The organism is Kitasatospora sp. NPDC001660 (assembly GCF_053596725.1).
In genome coordinates, this window is record NZ_JBSFGU010000020.1 from 90396 (window position 1) to 107148 (window position 16753).

Sequence of the window (16753 nt, forward strand, 5' to 3'; positions counted from 1 at the left end):
GTCCCGCAGCCCAGCCCTGGTGGCGGGCCCACCCGGGCGCCCATAGCGTCGACACGGCCATACCCACCAGCCGTCACCGCTCGTACACACCGCGTGAGAGACGTGCCGAGCCCCCAACGCCTCGGACCGTCCCCGGAAAGACAGGTCACCACTCATGCCCACGCGACGGGTCCACCACCTCGCCGCGGCCACCGCCGCGGTCTCCGCCCTCACCACCGTGCTCACCACCGTCCTCGCCACCACCCCCGCCCACGCGGACGGTGGCGCTCTGTACCTCGTCCTCCCCGGCGAATCGATCCAGCAGGCCGTCGACGCCGCCCGGCCCGGCGACACCATCCAGGTCCTGCCCGGCACCTACCGCGGCAGCGTCCGCATCACCACCCCCGGCCTCACCCTCCGTGGCTCGGGCCCGGTCAGCATGATCGTGCCCGGCGACGGCACCGAGAACGCGTGCGCCGCCTCCGGGCACGGCCTGTGCGTCGCCGGCCCCGAGGACGCCCCGCTCCGGGGCCTCACCATCGAGGCGATGGACGTCAGCGGCTTCCGCAAGAACGGTATCGACATCACCGGCACCACCGGCATGAACGTGCGCGCCAACTTCGTCCACGACAACGGCGAGCAGGGCATCAGCCAGGAGGTCTCGACCCGCGCGGCGATCGTCGGCAACAGCGCCTTCCGCAACGGCCAGTCCGGTGTCTTCCTCGCCAACCACGTCGACCGCAAGGTCGGCGCCCCCGTGATCGGCACCGTCGTGGCCGGGAACCGCCTGACCGACAACCGGATCGGCGTCACCGCCCGCCGGCTGCGCGGCCTGAGCATCGAGGACAACGACATCCGCGCGAACTGCGGCGGCGTCTTCGTCGTCGGCGACGAGACCACCCCGCGGGCCGGCGACCTCGACATCACCCGCAACACCGTCACCGGCAACAACAAGTACTGCGAGCCCAACCCGCGGCTCGGCGCGATCCAGGGCGCCGGTGTCGTCCTCACCGGCGTCGAGGCGGCCCGGGTCACCGACAACGAGATCCGCGACAACGCCGGTGCCTCGGACTTCTCCGGCGGTGTCGTCCTCTTCAAGAGCGTCGTCGGCATGCCCAACGCGCGCAACGTCATCACCGGCAACCGCCTGAGCGGCAACGCGCCGGCCGACCTCGCCGACCGCGACACCGGCACCGGCAACGCCTTCGCCCGCAACGAGTGCTCCGTCTCCGAGCCGTCCGGCCACTGCTGAACCCCAGACACCACGAAGGACCGCCCATGACCACCACCGCACCCGCCCACACCGGCCACCAGGCCGCGATGCGCCTGCGCGAGCTCGTCTTCGGCGCCGCCTGCGCCGCGGCCGTCCGGGCCGCCGCCCGGCTCGGTGTCGCCGACGCGCTCGGCGACACCCCGATGACCGTCACCGAGCTCGCCGAAGTGCTCGACACCGAACCCCGCCCGCTGCGCCGCCTGATGCGCGCGCTCGCCTGCTACGGCATCTTCGCCGCGACCGCCGACGACCGCTTCGAGCACACCGAGATGTCCCGCCTGCTGCGCGAGGACAGCCCCGACTCGCTGCGCTACATCTCCCTCTGGTGCACCGAGCCGTGGACCTGGGAGGCCTGGCCGAAGCTGGACGAGGCGGTGCGCTCGGGCCGCAACGTCTTCCCCGAGCTGTTCGGCAAGGAGTTCTTCGACTACCTGCACAGCGACGCGCACGACTCGGCGAGGGTCTTCGACCAGGCGATGACCACCTCCAGCCGGCAGTCCGCCCGGGACTTCGCCGACTACCTGGACCTCACCGGCGTCGACTCGGTGGCGGACATCGGCGGCGGCCAGGGCCACGTCCTCGCCTGCCTGCTGGAGAAGCACCCGGCCCTGCACGGCACCCTGCTCGACCTGCCCAAGGTGGTGGCCGGGGCGGACCTGCGGCTGCAGGACGGCGGCGCGTTCTCCGCGCGGGCCCGCCTGGTGCCCGGGGACTGCCGCAAGGACATCCCCGTCCGCGCCGACCTCTACATCATCAAGAACATCCTGGAGTGGGACGACGAGAGCACCCGCCGCACCCTCGGCAACGTCGTGGCCGTGGCCCGGCCGGGCGCGCGCGTCGTCGTCGTCGAGAACCTCGTCGACGACAGCCCGTCAATGCGCTTCACCACCGCGATGGACCTGATGCTGCTGCTCAACGTCGGCGGTGCCAAGCACTCCAGGGAGAGCCTGGTCCGGCTGATGGAGGAGGCCGGCCTGCACGTCCGCGACGTCCGCCCGGTCAACCCGTACCTGCACGCCTTCGAGGCCACCGTCAAGGGCTGATCCCCAGCGCAGGAGAACGGCCGCTGCTCCCCAACTCGACGGGGAGCAGCGGCCGTTCGGTTTCATCGCGGGTGTCACGCCGGGTGCGACGACTCCAGGTGCGCGAACACCACGACGTTGTCCAGGTAGCCCCGCCCCTTCTTGTCGAACGCGCCGCCGCAGGTGATCAGCCGCAGCTGCGCGTCCGGCGTCTTCCCGTACACCTTCTGGTCGGGGAAGGCGTTCTTGGCGAAGGTCTCGACGGAGTCCACCGAGAACACCGCGACGGTGCTGTCCGCGCGCGACACCTCGACCTTGTTGCCCCGCAGCAGCCGGCTCAGCCGCAGGAACACCGCCGGGCCGTCGGCGGTGTCGAGGTGGCCGGCCACCACTGCGTTGCCGCGCTCGCCCGGGGTCACGCCGCCCCGGTACCAGCCGACCAGGTTCTTGTCGTCCGGCGGAGGGGCGTTGAGCTGGCCCGCAGGGTTGAGCGTCAGCTCGGTGAAGGGGGCGTCCACGCCGATCTGCGGGATCCGCAGCCGGGTCGGCTTGGACCGCTTCAGCGGCTGTGCGGCCGGCGCGGCAGGGACGGCAGGGACGGCAGGGACGGCCGCGGGGCTCGGCTTGGCCGCCTCGGCGGGGGCCGCCGGGGGGCCGGGGGCGGCCGGTGCGACGGCCGCCGGGGGAGCGGCCGCGGCGGACGAGGACCCCTCGGTCGACCGGGTGTCCGTCGAGTTGTAGATCAGCAGCAGACCGATCGCCGTCGCGCCCATGCCGGCGCGCAGCAGCCGTGACCTACCTGGGGCGGGACCCACCATGGCTCACCTTTCCGGGACAGTGTCCGTGAGACGGCCTGCCGCCCCCGCACGCCTCCCGCCGTGGCGGTGAGACGCCCAGGGGCGGCGGCGGGGATCAGGCCGCGACGCCGGTCGACCGGCGGCCGCGGCGCAGCGCGTAGGCGCCCGCTCCGAGCCCGCCGAGCAGCAGGACGGCACCCGAGGCCACGCCGCCGCTGGTCATGGCCATGCCGCCACCGCCGGCGTGCACGCCGCCGTGCGGGGACTTGTGCTCGCCTTTCTCGCCTCGGCCGTTCTCGCCGCGGCCGTTCTCGCCTCGGCCGTTTTCACCGCGGCCGTTTTCACCGCGGCCGTTCTCGCCGCGGCCGTTCTCGCCGCGGCCGTTCTCGCCTCGGCCGTTCTCGCCGCGGCCGTTCTCGCCTCGGCCGTTTTCACCGCGGCCGTTCTCGCCTCGGCCGTTCTCGCCTCGGCCGTTTTCACCGCGGCCGTTCTCGTCGTGGCTGCTGTGCTCGTCGGAGCCGTTGCCCCGGTCGGACTGCCTCTCCTGCCAGGTGAGGTTCTTGCCCTGGACTGCGGATCCGTCCGCGAAGGCCAGGGGGGAGCCGACGGCCAGGACGGCGGCGACGGTCGCCCCGGCGAGCAGCGTGCGTGCAGAACGCATGAGGATGATCCTTCCGGCGCGTGGACCCACGACCGCCGGCGGGGTGCCGGGCAAGGGAACTCGCGGGTGGTGCGCCTGATCCACCGTCAACCACCTCGCCGCCGCCTGCCACCGGAGGAGGGCCGCGCCCGTGTGGCTCGTGGGCCTTTCGGATGGACTCCCGGGCATGTTCACCCGAGTGCATGAAGAATTCGGGTGAACGTGGGTTGTGGCGGCCACGAACCACCGGTGCGCGCGGCCGGATGCGGACACGCGTGGGCCCGCCCCCGGCGGGTGGCCGGGGGTGGGCCCAGAGGACTGCGGTTGTCGAACGCGGCGGGACTAGCGGTCCCAGCGGTAGAACTCGCGCGCCATCGCGTCCTTGGGTTCGCGCCAGGTGCTGGGGTCGTACGCCTGGACGTAGGCGGTGAGGCGGTCGCTGACGGCCCGGAACTCCGGGTGCCCGACGACCTTGGCGACGGCCGGGCCCGGCGGGCGGTCGGCCTCGATGAGGTGCAGGTAGACGTCGCCGAACTGGAAGAGGCTGCGGCCGGTGACGCCGATCAGGTGCGGCAGTTCGCCCCGGTCGGACTCGGCGAACACCTCGGCGATGTCGGGGGCCGCCTCGGGCTTCATCCGGGCGACGATCAGTGCGCGGTGCACGCCGGTCACCTCTCCTCGGCCCGCAGCTCGACCTTCTCGCGGATCAGCTGCATCTGGATCCGGGAGTTCCGGTTGATGTGGTTGACCATGCCCTCGTCGTCCACCGGTGCGGTGGGCTTCATCGCGAAGTCCTGGATCCAGCGCATCCTGGTGCCGGCCGGGACTTCGGAGTACTCCCAGCGGATGTCCATGAACTCGAACGGGCCGGGCTCGACCCGGCGGGCGCGCACCGCGAGCGAGGCCTTGTCGGTGGTGCGCTCGGAGACCCAGCTCCACACCTTGCCGTTCTCGTCCGGGTGCATGGTGAGCCGGAAGCGGACGCTGTCGCCGTCGCGCTCCAGGACGTCGACGGAGGCGTACTCGCTGAACAGGTCCGGCCAGTTCTCCAGGTCGTTGGTCATCTCCCAGACCAGGTCGAGCGGCGCGGCGATGACGATCTCGTTGTCGGTGTGTCCGGGCATGTCAGGCACCGGCCTTCAGGGCGAGGGAGTCGTTGACGAGCTGCACGAACTCGGCCGGGGTCTTGGCGGACTCGGCGCCCGCGGCGACCTTGAGGCCGTGCCGGTTCTCCAGCTCGCCGACGACGCCCAGCAGGCCGAGCGAGTCGACCCCGAAGTCGTCGAAGTACGAGCCCGGGCGCTCCAGTTCGCCGGGGTCGACGGTGACGCCGGCCCGGGCCTGGAGCAGTGTGGCCAGCTCGGGGTAGCTGAAAGTGTTTCTCACGGGATGTCCCTTCTCAAAAGCAGGGGGTGGGTCAGGACTGCTTCCCGCGCCGGAGCACCAGCGCGGAGTTGGAACCCATCAGCCCGCGGCTGAGCACCAGCGCGGTGCGCAGCTCGGCGGGTCGGGCGCGGCCGGTCACCAGGGCGACGTCGTGGCAGACCTCGGTGACGTTGGGGGTGGGTGGGAGCACGCCGTCCTCCATGGCGAGGACGGCGGCGGCGACGTCCAGCAGCGGGGCGCCGCAGTAGGCGCGGCCGGTGCCGGCCTTGGGCGCGGTGACCGGGACCTGTTCGGCGATCGGTCCCAGCGCGTCGGCGATGGCGAGCGCCTCGGCCCGGTCGGCGGCCGGGACGCCGAGCGCGTCCGCGAAGACGACGTCGACCTCCTCGGGTGCCATCCGGGCCTCGTCCAGCGCTATCCGGATCGCGGCGGCCAGGCCCTCGCGGGACTCCTCCCACCGGGAGGCGCCGGTGAAGGTGGCGCCGTGCCCGGCCAGGTGGGCGCGGACGGTGGCGCCGCGCCGCAGCGCGGCGCGCTCGTCCTCCAGCAGGAGCATGGCGCCGCCCTCGGCGGGGGAGAAACCGCAGGCCTGCGCGGTGAACGGCAGGTAGGCCCGGTCGGGCCGCTCGGCGAGGCTGAGCTCGGGGTAGCCGAGCTGGCAGACCATCGAGTACGGCGCGAGCGGGGCCTCGGCTGCTCCGACCACCACCGCGTCGGTGCCGTGCTCGATCGTGCGGGCGGCGTGGGCGATCGCGTCCAGGCCGCCGGCCTCGTCGCTCGCGACGACGCCGCACGGGCCCTTGTAGCCGCCGCGGATCGAGATCTGGCCGGTGCTGGCCGCGTAGAACCACGCGATGGACTGGTAGGGCCCGACGAACTTCGGTCCCTTTCCCCAGAGTTGCTGGAGTTCGCGCTGGCCGAACTCGCCGCCGCCGGAGCCGGCCGCGGTCACCACGCCGACGGCGTAGGGCCGTTCCGGGTCCCGCGTGAATCCGGCGTCGGCCACGGCGAGGTCGGCGGCGGCCATCGCGTAGTGCGTGAAGCGGTCGGTCTGTACGAGGTAGCGGCTGTCGATCACGGTCCGCGGATCGAAGTCGCGGACCTCGCCCGCGACTTTGAGCGGCAGCTCGGTGCAGCCCTCGCGGGATATCCGGTCGAGGACGCTCACGCCCTGCCTGGTGGCCTTCCAGAAGGCATCGGCCCCGACACCGCTCGGCGCTACCACGCCGATGCCGGTGACCACGGCCTGGCGGCCCTGCTGACGTGACGTCATGGATCTCACCCCGTTCTGTTGAGCACGACGGCGGACTGGAAGCCGCCGAATCCGCTGCCGACCGAGAGGATGTGGCTCAGCGGCAGCTCACGCGCGGTGCGCGGCACGTAATCGAGGTCGCACTCCGGGTCGGGAGTCTCGTAGTTGGCGGTCGGCGGCACGATGCCGTGGGCGAGCGCCAGGGTGCAGGCGACGACCTCGATGGCGCCGATCGCGCCGAGCGAGTGCCCGACCATCGACTTGATCGAGCTCATCGGCGTCCGGTAGGCGTGCCGGCCGAGCGAGCGTTTGACGGCGGCGGTCTCGTGCCGGTCGTTCTGCTTGGTGCCCGAGCCGTGCGCGTTGACGTAGTCGACGTCGGTGGTGTTCACCCGGGCGTGGGCGAGCGCGTCGTCGATCGCCCGGGACATTTCCAGCCCCTCCTGGGTGAGGCCGGTCATGTGGTAGGCGTTGCCGTAGGTGGCGAAGCCGCCGACCTCGCCGTAGATCCGGGCGCCGCGGCGGCGGGCGTGCTCCAGTTCCTCCAGCACCAGGACGGCGCCGCCCTCGCCGAGGACGAAGCCGTCCCGGTGGGCGTCGAAGGGGCGGGAGGCGTGCGCCGGGTCGTCGTTGCGCTCGCTGGTGGCCTTGATGGCGTCGAAGCAGGCGACGGTGATCGGCGAGATCGGGGAGTCGGAGGCGCCCGCGATGCAGATGTCGGCGCGCCCCTCCTCGACGGCCCGGAAGCCGTAGCCGATCGCGTCGAGGCCGGAGGTGCAGCCGGTGGAGACGGTCTGCACCGAACCGTGCGCACCGATCCGTTCGGCGACCGAGGACGCCAGCGTGCTGGGTGCGAACGCCCGGTGCAGCTGTGGCTCGGCGCGCAGGTGGTCGACGTCCCAGCGGGCGCCGGCGGAGCTGACCAGGGCGTAGTCGTGCTCCAGCCGGGTGGTGCCGCCGACGGCCGTGCCGAGTGAGACGGCTATCCGCCACCGGTCCTCGGCGGCCAGGTCCAGGCCCGCGTCGGCGATCGCCTCGTCGGCCGAGACCATCGCGAACTGCACGTAACGGTCGGCCCGTTGGACGTCCTCGGGGCTCAGCCCGTGTGCCGCCGGGTCGAAGTCGCACTCGGCGGCGATCCGGGAGCGGAACCCGGTGGGGTCGAAGAGCGTGATGCCCCGGGTGGCGGTGCGGCCGGAGGTGAGGAGGTCCCAGAAGGCCGGGACCCCCACTCCGCCGGGCGCGACGACGCCGATCCCGGTGACGGCGACGCGCCGGGTCACGAGACCACCTTGGCGTGTTCCGGCGGGCCGGCGGCGACGCCCTCCTCGGTGCTCACGTGGCCGAGGTCGGGGCGTGGGGCGAGCGGGCCGAGGTGGAAGACCATCCGGGCCTCGGTGTCGCCGACGTTGCGGAAGCGGTGGCGCATGTTGATCGGGATCATCAGGCCCTGGTCGGGTTTGAGGGGCCGGGTCTCGCCGTCCAGGTCCACCTCCAGGTCGCCGCAGACGACGAACACGAACTCCTCGGAGTACGGGTGGTAGTGCTCGCCGATCCGCTCGCCGGGCCGGACGATGGCCAGGCCCATGAAGCCGCTGGTCGCCCCGCAGCTGGTCGGGGTGAGCATGGTGCGCAGCTCGGCGCCGTGGCGGCGGTTCTCCGGAGCCTCGTCGACGTGGACGATCCGTGGGTACTGCGTGGACATGGTGGTTTCCTTCGGGATGAATGGCGGAACGTCAGTTGTCCTGCGAGCTGCGGTCGGTGATCGGGGTCATGGCGCGGGCGGCGAGGAACGAGCGCAGGCCGGCGACGGTGCGCAAGGTTCCCTCCGCGCCGAGGTCGAGGAGCCGGGCGAGCGCTGCGGCCTCCGCGTCGCCGGCCACGCCGAGCGCGGCGGCCGGGTCGGCCTCGGCGGGCACCCGCAGGTCCACCAGGCGCACGACGATGTCGTCGCGCTGGAAGACGGTGCCGGCCGCGACCGGGCCGGTCGGGTCGGCGGTGGCGAGGTCGTCGTGGTCGGCCAGCAGTTCGGTGACGGCCGCGCCGCAGCCCGGGCGGACCGGGTAGAGCACGGCGTGCCGGTGCAGCCGGCCGGACGCGGGCACGGTGGCGACCGCCTGCTCCTTGGCGGGCAGTGCCGCGCGGGCGAAGAAGGCGCGCGCGGACTGCGGGTCGCCGAGCTGCCGGGCCTCCTCCAGGTACGGGTTGATGGCCTCCTCGACGGCCCGCACCTCGGGCTGCATCGCGACGTGGCGCAGCGCGTCGCCGAGGCTGCCGGTCACCTCGACGGCCCGGACCACCCGGTTGCCGTACATGAACAGGGAGGTGCGGCGCAGCCGGGTGTGCTCGTCCACCTCCGCCCTGGGGGAGGTGTAGCCGGCCAGGATCCGGGCCACCTCGGGCTCGCTGCCGGGCTTGACCGTGAAGGTGAGGGCGTGCCGGACCACCCCGTCGGGGCCGGGCTCGGCCTTCGGCGGGCCGACGTGCCCGGCGGGCGCGGTGTGCGGCAGGCCGGGCGGCACCGCCATCGGGGCCCGCGCGCCGCTGGCGCCGTGGGCGGAGGTCTCGCGCAGGACGGCGTAGCGCATCGAGCGGAAGCTGTCGCTCACGCAGCCGTGCATGGGTTTGACCATCTCCCGGTGGGCCTCGCTGTCCACCCACTCCAGGAAGGCCTCCTGGTCCGCCCACTCGCTGGTGATCAGCCACTGCCGGGGGTCGTTGATCGACTGGCAGAGCTGGTCGCTGACGTGGCCGGGGACCGCGGCCACCTGGTGGCGCAGCTGCTCGTAGACATCCAGGAAGCGCTGCTGCGCGCCTTCCATGATCTCCAGCATCAGGACCACCCGCAGCCGGGTGTCGGACTCGGCGTGCTGTGGCGCCTGCGGTTCGGACAGAGTTGTCATGATCCACTTTCTGCTCTGGGCCGCACGCTGCGGGCCGTTGTCCGGCCGCGTCCGGCGGGGGACTCCCGGCCTGGGGGAGGACGGCGCGATGGCGGTCGGCCCGGGCAGTCGGCGCCAGGCCTGAGGTCGATCGTGCTCGGCCGGTCCGGGGGCGCGCGAGATTTGCGGGCCATCCGGGCGAAGGGGCGGCACAAGGGGCCCCGGGCGGGGGATGGAACACCGGGGCAGCCGCCGCTGCGGGCCCCGTCGAGGGCGGCGCCGGGTCCACGTGCCGGGCCGCGCAATCCCCGTACAGGGTGGAGCAATTGATGAATTCGAAGGTTGACGACCGGGTGCCGGTTCTGATCGTGGGCGGCTCACTGGTCGGGCTGTCGGCCTCGCTCTTCCTCGGCCGACTGGGTGTCAGGCACATGGTGGTCGAGAAGCACGTCGACACGTCGCATCACCCGCGTGGCCGAGGCAACAACGTCCGCACGATGGAGCTGTACCGGGTGGCCGGGATCGAGCCGGCGATCCGCGAGGCGGCCTCGGTGCTCGCCCCGAACCACGGCATCCTCCAGGCGCCGTCGCTGACCGGGGCCGAGCAGGAGTGGCTGTTCCGGGAGATCGACCCGGGCGGGCGCCTGGCCAGGTTCAGCCCCAGCTCATGGTGCCTGTGCAGCCAGAACGACCTGGAGCCGGTGCTGCTGCGCGCCGCCCGCGACCTCGACGGCGACATCCGCTTCGGCACCGAGCTGGTCTCCTTCGAGCAGGACGCCGAGGGCGTCACCTCGGTGCTGCGCAGCCGGGAGACCGGTGAGGAGCGGCTGGTGCGCTCGCAGTACCTGGTGGCGGCGGACGGCCCGCGCAGCCCGGTGCGCGAGCGCCTCGGCATCGGGCGGACCGGCAAGGGTGAGCTGTTCCACAACGTCAGCATCACCTTCCGGGCCAAACGGCTGGCCGAGGCCGTCGGCGACCGGCACTTCATCGCCTGCTACCTCACCAACCCGGAGGCGGACGGCGCGCTGCTGCCGGTGGACAACCGGGAGGAGTGGGTCTTCCACGCGCCGTGGCACCCCGAGCGCGGCGAGCCGCTGGAGGCGTTCACCGACGAGCGGTGCGAGCGGCACATCCGCACCGCGGTCGGCATGCCGGAGCTGGACGTCGAGGTGACCGGCAGGGCGCCGTGGCACGCGGCCGAGCGGGTCGCCGAGCGGTACGGCACCGGGCGGGTCTTCCTCGCCGGGGACTCGGCCCACGAGATGTCGCCGACCGGCGCGTTCGGCTCCAACACCGGCATCCAGGACGCGCACAACCTGGCCTGGAAGCTGGCCGCCGTGCTGTGCGGCTGGGCCGGGCCCGGCCTGCTGGAGACGTACGGGCAGGAGCGCCGTCCGGTGGCGCGGGTGACCAGCGAGCGCGCCTCGGCCCGCTCGGCCGAGCACAGCCACCCCGGGTACGCGGCCCTGCCGGGCGTCGGGCGGCAGGCCGGGGTGCTGGCGGTGGCGCTCGGCTACCGCTACCCGCGGGGCGCGGTGGTCGGGGCGGACCCGTCGGGCGAGGTCGTCCCGGAGCAGTTCGAGTCGGCCGGCGAGCCGGGCACCCGCGCGCCGCACCAGTGGCTGGTGTGCGCGGGCGTGCGGCTGTCCACGCTGGACCTCTACGAGCAGGCGATGGTGCTGCTCACCGGCCCGGACGGCGGCGCCTGGCGCGCGGGCGCCAAGCGGGCGGCCGACCGGCTGGCCGTCCCGATGGACGCGTACCGGATCGGCGACGACCCGGAGGACGACCTGGCACCGGAGCCGGGTACGGACTTCGCCGAGCTGCACGGCATCGGCCCGGACGGCGCGGTGCTGGTGCGCCCGGACGGCTTCGTCGCGTGGCGCTCGCCGGGCGCGGTCGAGGACCCGGAGGCGGCGGTGGCGGCGGCGCTGCGAGCGGTGCTCAGCCTCTGAGACATGCGGACGGGCCCGCCGGTCGCTGCTCGACCGGCGGGCCCGCCGTTGGGGTGCGTCAGGATCGTTCGTCAGGACCCGGGGTCAGTGACCGCCGGCGTCGACCACCTCCACGTCCGCGACCTCACGCTCGATCTCCTCGGCGGGCAGGGCGACCCGGATCGCCCAGTAGTAGATGGCGAGCGAGAAGACCGTGACGATGCCCATGTCGTACCACATCGGGATCGTGCCGGTGCCGTCGCCGAAGCCGCCCTGCCAGGAGACCAGGCCGAGGCCGATCAGGTAGACCGGCAGCCACTGGGCGGCCTTCCAGTTCAGGCGCGGCGCGTTCGGCAGGCCCTTCTTGATCGCGTAGGCCGCGTAGCTGCCGAGCAGGGCGTAGCCGAGCACGATCGCGATGCCCAGGCGGGACAGGGTCTGCCAGCCGGACCAGTAGATGATGAGGCTGGCGACCACGAAGGCGAGCGGCGAGATGACCCCGCCCGCCGGGAGGCGGTAGGAGCGCTCACGGTTCGGCAGGCGGCGGCGCAGGGCGCCGAAGGCCAGCGGGGCGCCGGCGTACATCAGGACGCTGGCGGAGGTGATGAAGCCGACCAGCTCCTGCCAGCTCGGGAAGGGGAGGAAGCAGATGACGCCGGTGATGAAGGAGATGATCAGGCCGAACCACGGCACGCCGTTCTTGTCCAGGCGCTCGAACTTCTGCGGCGCGTAGCCGTTGCGGCTCAGGCCGTAGGAGATGCGCGAGGTGGCGGTGGTGTAGATCAGGCCGGTGCCGCCGGGGGAGATGATGGCGTCGGTGTACAGCACCCAGGACAGCCAGCCGAGGCCGACCAGGGTGGCCAGGCCCGCGAAGGGGCCGTCGATGCCGGGGAAGTCGAGCTTGTCCCAGCCCTGGGCGAAGCTGCTGACCGGCAGGGCACCGATGAAGACGACCTGGAGCAGGGTGTAGATCAGGGTGCCGATGGCGACCGAGCCGAGGACGGCGCGGGGGATGTCCTTCTTGGGGTTGCGGCTCTCACCGGCGATCTGGATGGCCTGCTCGAAGCCGAGCAGCGCGAAGATGATGCCGCTGGTGCTGATCGCGGCGAGCACGCCCTTGGCGCCGAAGGGCGCGAAACCGTGCGAGGTGAAGTTGGAGCCGTGGAAGCTGGTGATCGCGAGGACGAAGATCGTGAAGAGCGGGACGAAGATCTTCATCCAGGTCGCGACGCTGTTCGTGCGCGCAAGGACCTTCACGCCGAGGAAGTTGACCGCGACGAACACCGCCATCAGCACGGTGGCGACGATGAACCCGCTGGTGGTGAGGGTGTTGTTGCTGTTGAGGAGCCCGTCGGCGAAGGACCAGTGCTTGGCGTAGCCGATCATCGCCTCGACCTCGATCGGGGCGACGGTGGCGGCCTGGAGCCAGGAGAACCAGCCGAAGGACATGCCCGCGAGGCCGCCGAAGGCGTAGTGCGGGTAGCGCGCCGTGCCGCCCGAGACCGGGAACAGCCCGCCGAGTTCGGCGTGGACGAGCGCGAGGAGCACGATAGCGACGGCGCCGATGCCCCAGGAGATGATCGCGGCCGGGCCGGCGGCGGTGACGGCGTTCTTGGCGCCGAACAGCCAGCCGGAGCCGATGATCGAGCCGACCGAGGCCCACATGAGCCCGATGAGACCGACGTTACGGCGGAGCGACCGGTGGGCCGTTCCGGATTCGGAGCCGGTGCTCTGTCCCGGCGGCGAGACCTGGTTGGTGGAGACCATGGAAATTCTCTCTGTGTGTGGGGGCCCCGGCAGGCGGAGCTGCTCTGGAGAGTTGCCACACAGTAGGGCTATTCATAGGCCTATGCACAGATTTCATTACTGAATGTTTACCTACTTTTCCGGACATTCTCGCTGGTAGGGGGTGTTGCCGTTTCGAGCGCATTACGTGACCGGCGAGTAGGTTCAGCATCTGAGCCGGAATTGAGCTTCGGGTGGTCGGTCGTGCACTATGGTGGGCACGTCGTTTTATAGACATGGCGACCTCTGCATAGTGATGCAGAAGGCCCGGGTGATGGCCGGTCCGCGTGTGCCGCGCCGCCCGCCCGTAGGCCGTCGCGGTGGGCTCATTCCGGCTCTCGACACCACCCCCGCGGCGGTCCTGGAGGGCGCCGCCGGTCGTTGAGCGCCGGCTTGCCGCTCGTTCCGTTGCTCATGGCGAAGAGCCTGCTGCCGTCCGGGAAGATCGCCAGACAGCCCGGGGCGCCGGACCAACCCGGCCGGCGGGTGTCCGGGGTGTGGCCGAAGGTGCGGCGGAAGGTGTCGCGGTCAGGCCGTGAAGCTGCCGAGGAAGCGCAGAGCTTCCTCCGCGGGGCTGCCCGGCGGGGCGGTGTAGACGACGAGCACGTGGTGCGCGGTGCCCGGGGCCTGGAAGGTCTCGTAGTCGAGCGTCACGTCGCCGACCAGGGGGTGCCGGAAGCGCTTGGGCCCGTGCCTCTTCTCGTGCACGTGGTGCCCGGCCCACAGCGTACGGAACTCGGCGCTGCCCAGGGAGAGTTGGCCGACCAGCCGGACGAGCCCCGGGTCGTGCGGACGCCGCCCGGCGGCCATGCGGAGGATACCGACGGTGGTGCGCGCGGCCTCCTCCCAGTCGAGGTGGATCTCGCGGGCGCGCGGGTCGAGGAAGATCCGGCGGGCCATGTTCCGCTCGCGCGGCGGGAGTCGGGGGAAGTCCGCGATCAGCGCGGCGGCCAGGCGGTTCCAGGCCAGGACGTCACTGCGGTCGTTCATGATGACGGCCGGGGTGGCCGCCATGGCCTCCACGACCCGCCGAAGTGCCGGGCGCAGCACGTCGTTCCGCGGCGCTCCGGTGTTCCGGCGGGGTGGGCGGGCCAGGTCGTACAGGTGGGCGCGCTCGGCGGGGCCGAGCCGGAGCGCGCGGCCGAGCGCGTCGAGCACCTCGTCGGAGGGACGGTCGGCGCGGCCCTGCTCCAGGCGCACGTAGTAGTCGGTGCTGAGGCCGACCAGTTCGGCGACCTCCTCGCGGCGCAGGCCCGGTACGCGGCGGCGGCCGGTCGGCGGCAGGCCCGCGTCGGTGGGGGAGACCAGGGCGCGGCGGGCGCGGAGGTAGTCGCCGAGGCTGCCGGCGAGCGTGGTCGAGTCGGCCATGCGCTCCAGTATGGGCGCGGTGCTCCGCGGGTGCCTGGACCTGTCAGTCCCAGGGAACGGCGCTCACTTCATCCGCCGCCGGTGCCCGCGAAGGATCGGGGCATGACCACTACCTCCCCCAACTCCCCGGGCAGGGACGGCTACTGGGAGACCGTCGCCGCGGTCGGCTGCGCGAGCGCGACGCTTCCGTTCTCGGTGACCGGGGCCGCCGTCGCCCTGCCCGCCATGGCCGCGCACCTGGGCTCGTCGGTCGGCGCCGCGCAGTGGATGCTGAACGCCTTCAACATCACCTTCGCCGCCCTGCCGCTCGCCGCGGGAGGCCTCGCCGACCGGCTCGGCCGGCGCCGCGTGCTGCTCACCGGCATCGCACTGGTCGGCGCCCTGTCGCTGCTGATCGCGCTCGCGCCGTCGATGGCGGTCGTGGACGCCGCGCGGGCGGTCCAGGGGTGCGGGGCCGCGGCCGTCCTGGCGTCGGGCGCGGCGGTGCTGGCCCACTCGACCACCGGGCGGCGCCGGCAGCTGGCGTTCGGGATCCTGGGCACGTCCTTCGGCACGGGCCTGGCGATCGGGCCGCTCGCGGCGGGCGCGCTGGTGGAGGCGGCGGGCTGGCGGGCGGTCTTCCTCCTCGTCGCGGCCGTGTCCGTCCCGGCGTGGCTGCTCGCGACCCGGGCGCCGGAGTCGCGCAACCCCGACCGGCCGCGCTTCGACCTGGCCGGGCTGTTCTGCTTCACCGCCGGGCTCGCCGCGCTGTCCTTCGCGCTCGTCCGGGCGGGAGCGGCCGGCTGGACGGCGCCGGGGACGGTGGCGCTGTTCGTCTGTTCGGCGCTGCTGGTGGTCCTGTTCGGGGCGGTGGAGTTCCGCCGGGCCGAGCGGGCGATGTTCGACGTCCGGCTGTTCCGCCGGCCCGAGTTCCTCGCCGTCGTGTGCCAGCCCTTCACCGTGACCCTCGGATTCGTCGTGCTGCTGGTTCACCTCCCCGCGTACCTCCAGGGCGTGGGCGGCCGGGGCGTCCTGGCCAGCGGGCTGCTCCTGCTGCCGATGACGGCACCCGTCCTGCTGCTGCCGCTCGTGGCGGGCCGGCTGGCGGCGGCGACCTCGGTCCGCGCCGTGCTGACCACGGCCTCCGCGCTGATCGCGGCGGGTGCGCTGCTGCTCGCCTCCGTGCGCGTCGACGGGATGTGGCCGACGCTGCCGCTGCTGCCGTTCGGCGCGGGCGTCGGGCTGGCGTTCGGGGTGATGGACAACGCGGCCGTCGGCACCGTCCCGGTCGAGCGCGCGGGGGCTGCCGCCGGCATCTTCAACACCATGCGCATCACCGGCGAGTCCGTCGCCGTCTCCGGGGCGGCGGCGCTCCTCACCACCCTGACCGCCGCCCGCCTGCGCGGCCTCCCGCCGGCCGAGGCGGCGCGCCTCGCGGGCAGGGCCGTGCAGGGGCAGGTGGACGCGGCCCACCGTGCCGCCTTGGCCGAGGGGTTCACCGGCGCCCTTCATGTGCTCGGACTGCTGCTCGCCGCCCTGTCCGCGCTGGGCGCGGTGCTCACCTACTTCGCGCTCGGGCCGGGCCGCGAGGGCGGCCAGGGCGGTGGAGGCGGCGAACTCGACGGCGATCCGGCGGTCGTCCCACAGCTGCCGCCGGGTCTCGTCGACGACCCCGCGGTCCGGGCGCCGTTTCACCGGATCTCCGGCACCCTCGACAAGATGCTCACGGCGATCTTCGCCCCCGACTACGGGGAGCGGCTCGACGCCGCTCGCGTCCGCCTGCGGGCGGCGCGGTGGTCGGCGGGTGACTCGGCCGTGGAGGACGACTGCCCGGTTCACGGTCGGCCCGAGTGCCGAGGGCGGTCCTGACACCGGTGGAGCGCCCGTCAGCCGCAGATGGGGTAGTCCCAGTCCGTGGTGGGGGAGTCGCCGAGGGTCAGCAGGTGTTCGGCGATCTCCAGGGGTACGGCCACCAGTGGGGTGCCGGTGTCAAGGGGGATGCGGACCCGGCGGGGGATGCCGAGGGCGGTCACCTCGACGACGGCGGTGGTGGCGTCGGCGAGGGTGACGGCGTCCAGGCGGGGCACGAGGTCGGGGCGGCCGACGTCGCGGGGGTAGCCGGTGAGGGTGAAGAGGAGGTCGCCGAGGTCGTCGAGGAGGTCGGCCCAGACGAGGAGGAGCGGGGCCGGGGCGGCGAGCGGGAGGCGGGCGAGCGGTTCCGGGTCGGGCGGCGCCCAGCCGCCTTCGGGGGCGAGGGCGGCGTGCAGGTCGTCGCGCGTGGCGGTCACCGGCAGGCGGACGGCCGCGTCCGGGCCCGTCGTCGTGATCGCGACGTCTGCGCCGACGGGGAAGGCGATCCGGGTCAGGCGGCGGGTGCCGTCGGTGTTGGACCGCTGGAGCGCGGCGGCTTCGCGCAGGAAGTCGCCGCGCTCCAGCTGGGGTTGCTCCATGTCCAT

The 16753-nt window shown here is 73.1% G+C and carries 16 protein-coding genes; 4 read left to right on the forward strand and 12 right to left on the reverse strand.

Features of this window, described 5'->3' with window-relative positions; genetic code table 11:
• Positions 1 to 154: 154 nt before the first annotated feature.
• Together ACWCXH_RS22210 and ACWCXH_RS22215 are read left to right on the forward strand one after the other, a co-directional pair.
• The gene (locus tag ACWCXH_RS22210; protein WP_449803167.1) at positions 155 to 1231 is read left to right on the forward strand and encodes a right-handed parallel beta-helix repeat-containing protein; all 1077 of its coding nucleotides are present in this window, start codon (positions 155 to 157) and stop codon (positions 1229 to 1231) included.
• Positions 1232 to 1257: 26 nt separating this feature from the next.
• On the forward strand, positions 1258 to 2295 hold the full coding sequence (locus tag ACWCXH_RS22215; RefSeq protein ID WP_449803168.1) for a methyltransferase: 1038 nt from the start codon (positions 1258 to 1260) through the stop codon (positions 2293 to 2295).
• A gap of 74 nt (positions 2296 to 2369) precedes the next feature.
• Here ACWCXH_RS22215 and ACWCXH_RS22220 read toward each other — a convergent pair whose 3' ends face one another.
• The 9 genes from ACWCXH_RS22220 to ACWCXH_RS22260 form a co-directional block, all read right to left on the reverse strand.
• The gene (locus ACWCXH_RS22220) at positions 2370 to 3092 is read right to left on the reverse strand and encodes a class F sortase (protein WP_449803169.1); all 723 of its coding nucleotides are present in this window, start codon (positions 3090 to 3092) and stop codon (positions 2370 to 2372) included.
• 94 nt (positions 3093 to 3186) lie between these two features.
• Positions 3187 to 3732, reverse strand: coding sequence for a hypothetical protein (locus tag ACWCXH_RS22225; protein ID WP_449803170.1), 546 nt, complete (start codon positions 3730 to 3732; stop codon positions 3187 to 3189).
• Positions 3733 to 4053: 321 nt separating this feature from the next.
• Positions 4054 to 4374: a TcmI family type II polyketide cyclase gene (locus ACWCXH_RS22230; RefSeq protein ID WP_449803171.1), complete on the reverse strand. Its 321-nt coding sequence runs from the start codon at positions 4372 to 4374 to the stop codon at positions 4054 to 4056.
• Positions 4375 to 4379: 5 nt separating this feature from the next.
• Positions 4380 to 4835: an SRPBCC family protein gene (locus ACWCXH_RS22235; RefSeq protein WP_449803172.1), complete on the reverse strand. Its 456-nt coding sequence runs from the start codon at positions 4833 to 4835 to the stop codon at positions 4380 to 4382.
• 1 nt (position 4836) lies between these two features.
• A complete protein-coding gene (locus tag ACWCXH_RS22240; protein ID WP_449803173.1) occupies positions 4837 to 5097 on the reverse strand; it encodes an acyl carrier protein in 261 nt (86 codons plus the stop codon).
• A gap of 31 nt (positions 5098 to 5128) precedes the next feature.
• Positions 5129 to 6370 (reverse strand): ketosynthase chain-length factor, encoded by a 1242-nt coding sequence (locus ACWCXH_RS22245; protein ID WP_449803174.1) that lies wholly within the window; start codon positions 6368 to 6370, stop codon positions 5129 to 5131.
• A gap of 5 nt (positions 6371 to 6375) precedes the next feature.
• Positions 6376 to 7632: a beta-ketoacyl-[acyl-carrier-protein] synthase family protein gene (locus ACWCXH_RS22250; RefSeq protein WP_449803175.1), complete on the reverse strand. Its 1257-nt coding sequence runs from the start codon at positions 7630 to 7632 to the stop codon at positions 6376 to 6378.
• Entirely contained in the window at positions 7629 to 8054 is a 426-nt protein-coding gene (locus ACWCXH_RS22255) for a cupin domain-containing protein (RefSeq protein ID WP_449803176.1), read from the reverse strand. Before ACWCXH_RS22255 ends, ACWCXH_RS22250 begins: the two co-directional genes overlap by 4 nt.
• 31 nt (positions 8055 to 8085) lie before the next feature.
• Positions 8086 to 9252, reverse strand: coding sequence for a SchA/CurD-like domain-containing protein (locus ACWCXH_RS22260; RefSeq protein WP_449803177.1), 1167 nt, complete (start codon positions 9250 to 9252; stop codon positions 8086 to 8088).
• Between the two features lie 308 nt (positions 9253 to 9560).
• On the opposite strand from ACWCXH_RS22260, the gene ACWCXH_RS22265 reads away from it, so the two are divergent.
• A complete protein-coding gene (locus ACWCXH_RS22265) occupies positions 9561 to 11186 on the forward strand; it encodes an FAD-dependent oxidoreductase (RefSeq protein ID WP_449803178.1) in 1626 nt (541 codons plus the stop codon).
• An 84-nt stretch (positions 11187 to 11270) separates the two neighbouring features.
• Here the strand turns inward: ACWCXH_RS22265 and ACWCXH_RS22270 are convergent, their stop codons facing one another.
• Entirely contained in the window at positions 11271 to 12830 is a 1560-nt protein-coding gene (locus ACWCXH_RS22270) for an APC family permease (protein ID WP_449803179.1), read from the reverse strand.
• Between the two features lie 648 nt (positions 12831 to 13478).
• Positions 13479 to 14318 (reverse strand): helix-turn-helix transcriptional regulator, encoded by an 840-nt coding sequence (locus ACWCXH_RS22275; RefSeq protein WP_449803180.1) that lies wholly within the window; start codon positions 14316 to 14318, stop codon positions 13479 to 13481.
• A 102-nt stretch (positions 14319 to 14420) separates the two neighbouring features.
• Here ACWCXH_RS22275 and ACWCXH_RS22280 point away from each other — a divergent pair, with 102 nt between their 5' ends.
• Positions 14421 to 16166 carry an MFS transporter gene (locus ACWCXH_RS22280; RefSeq protein ID WP_449803181.1) on the forward strand — a complete coding sequence of 582 codons (1746 nt, stop codon included), beginning with the start codon at positions 14421 to 14423 and terminating at the stop codon, positions 16164 to 16166.
• A 17-nt stretch (positions 16167 to 16183) separates the two neighbouring features.
• Here ACWCXH_RS22280 and ACWCXH_RS22285 read toward each other — a convergent pair whose 3' ends face one another.
• A complete protein-coding gene (locus tag ACWCXH_RS22285; protein ID WP_449803182.1) occupies positions 16184 to 16753 on the reverse strand; it encodes a hypothetical protein in 570 nt (189 codons plus the stop codon).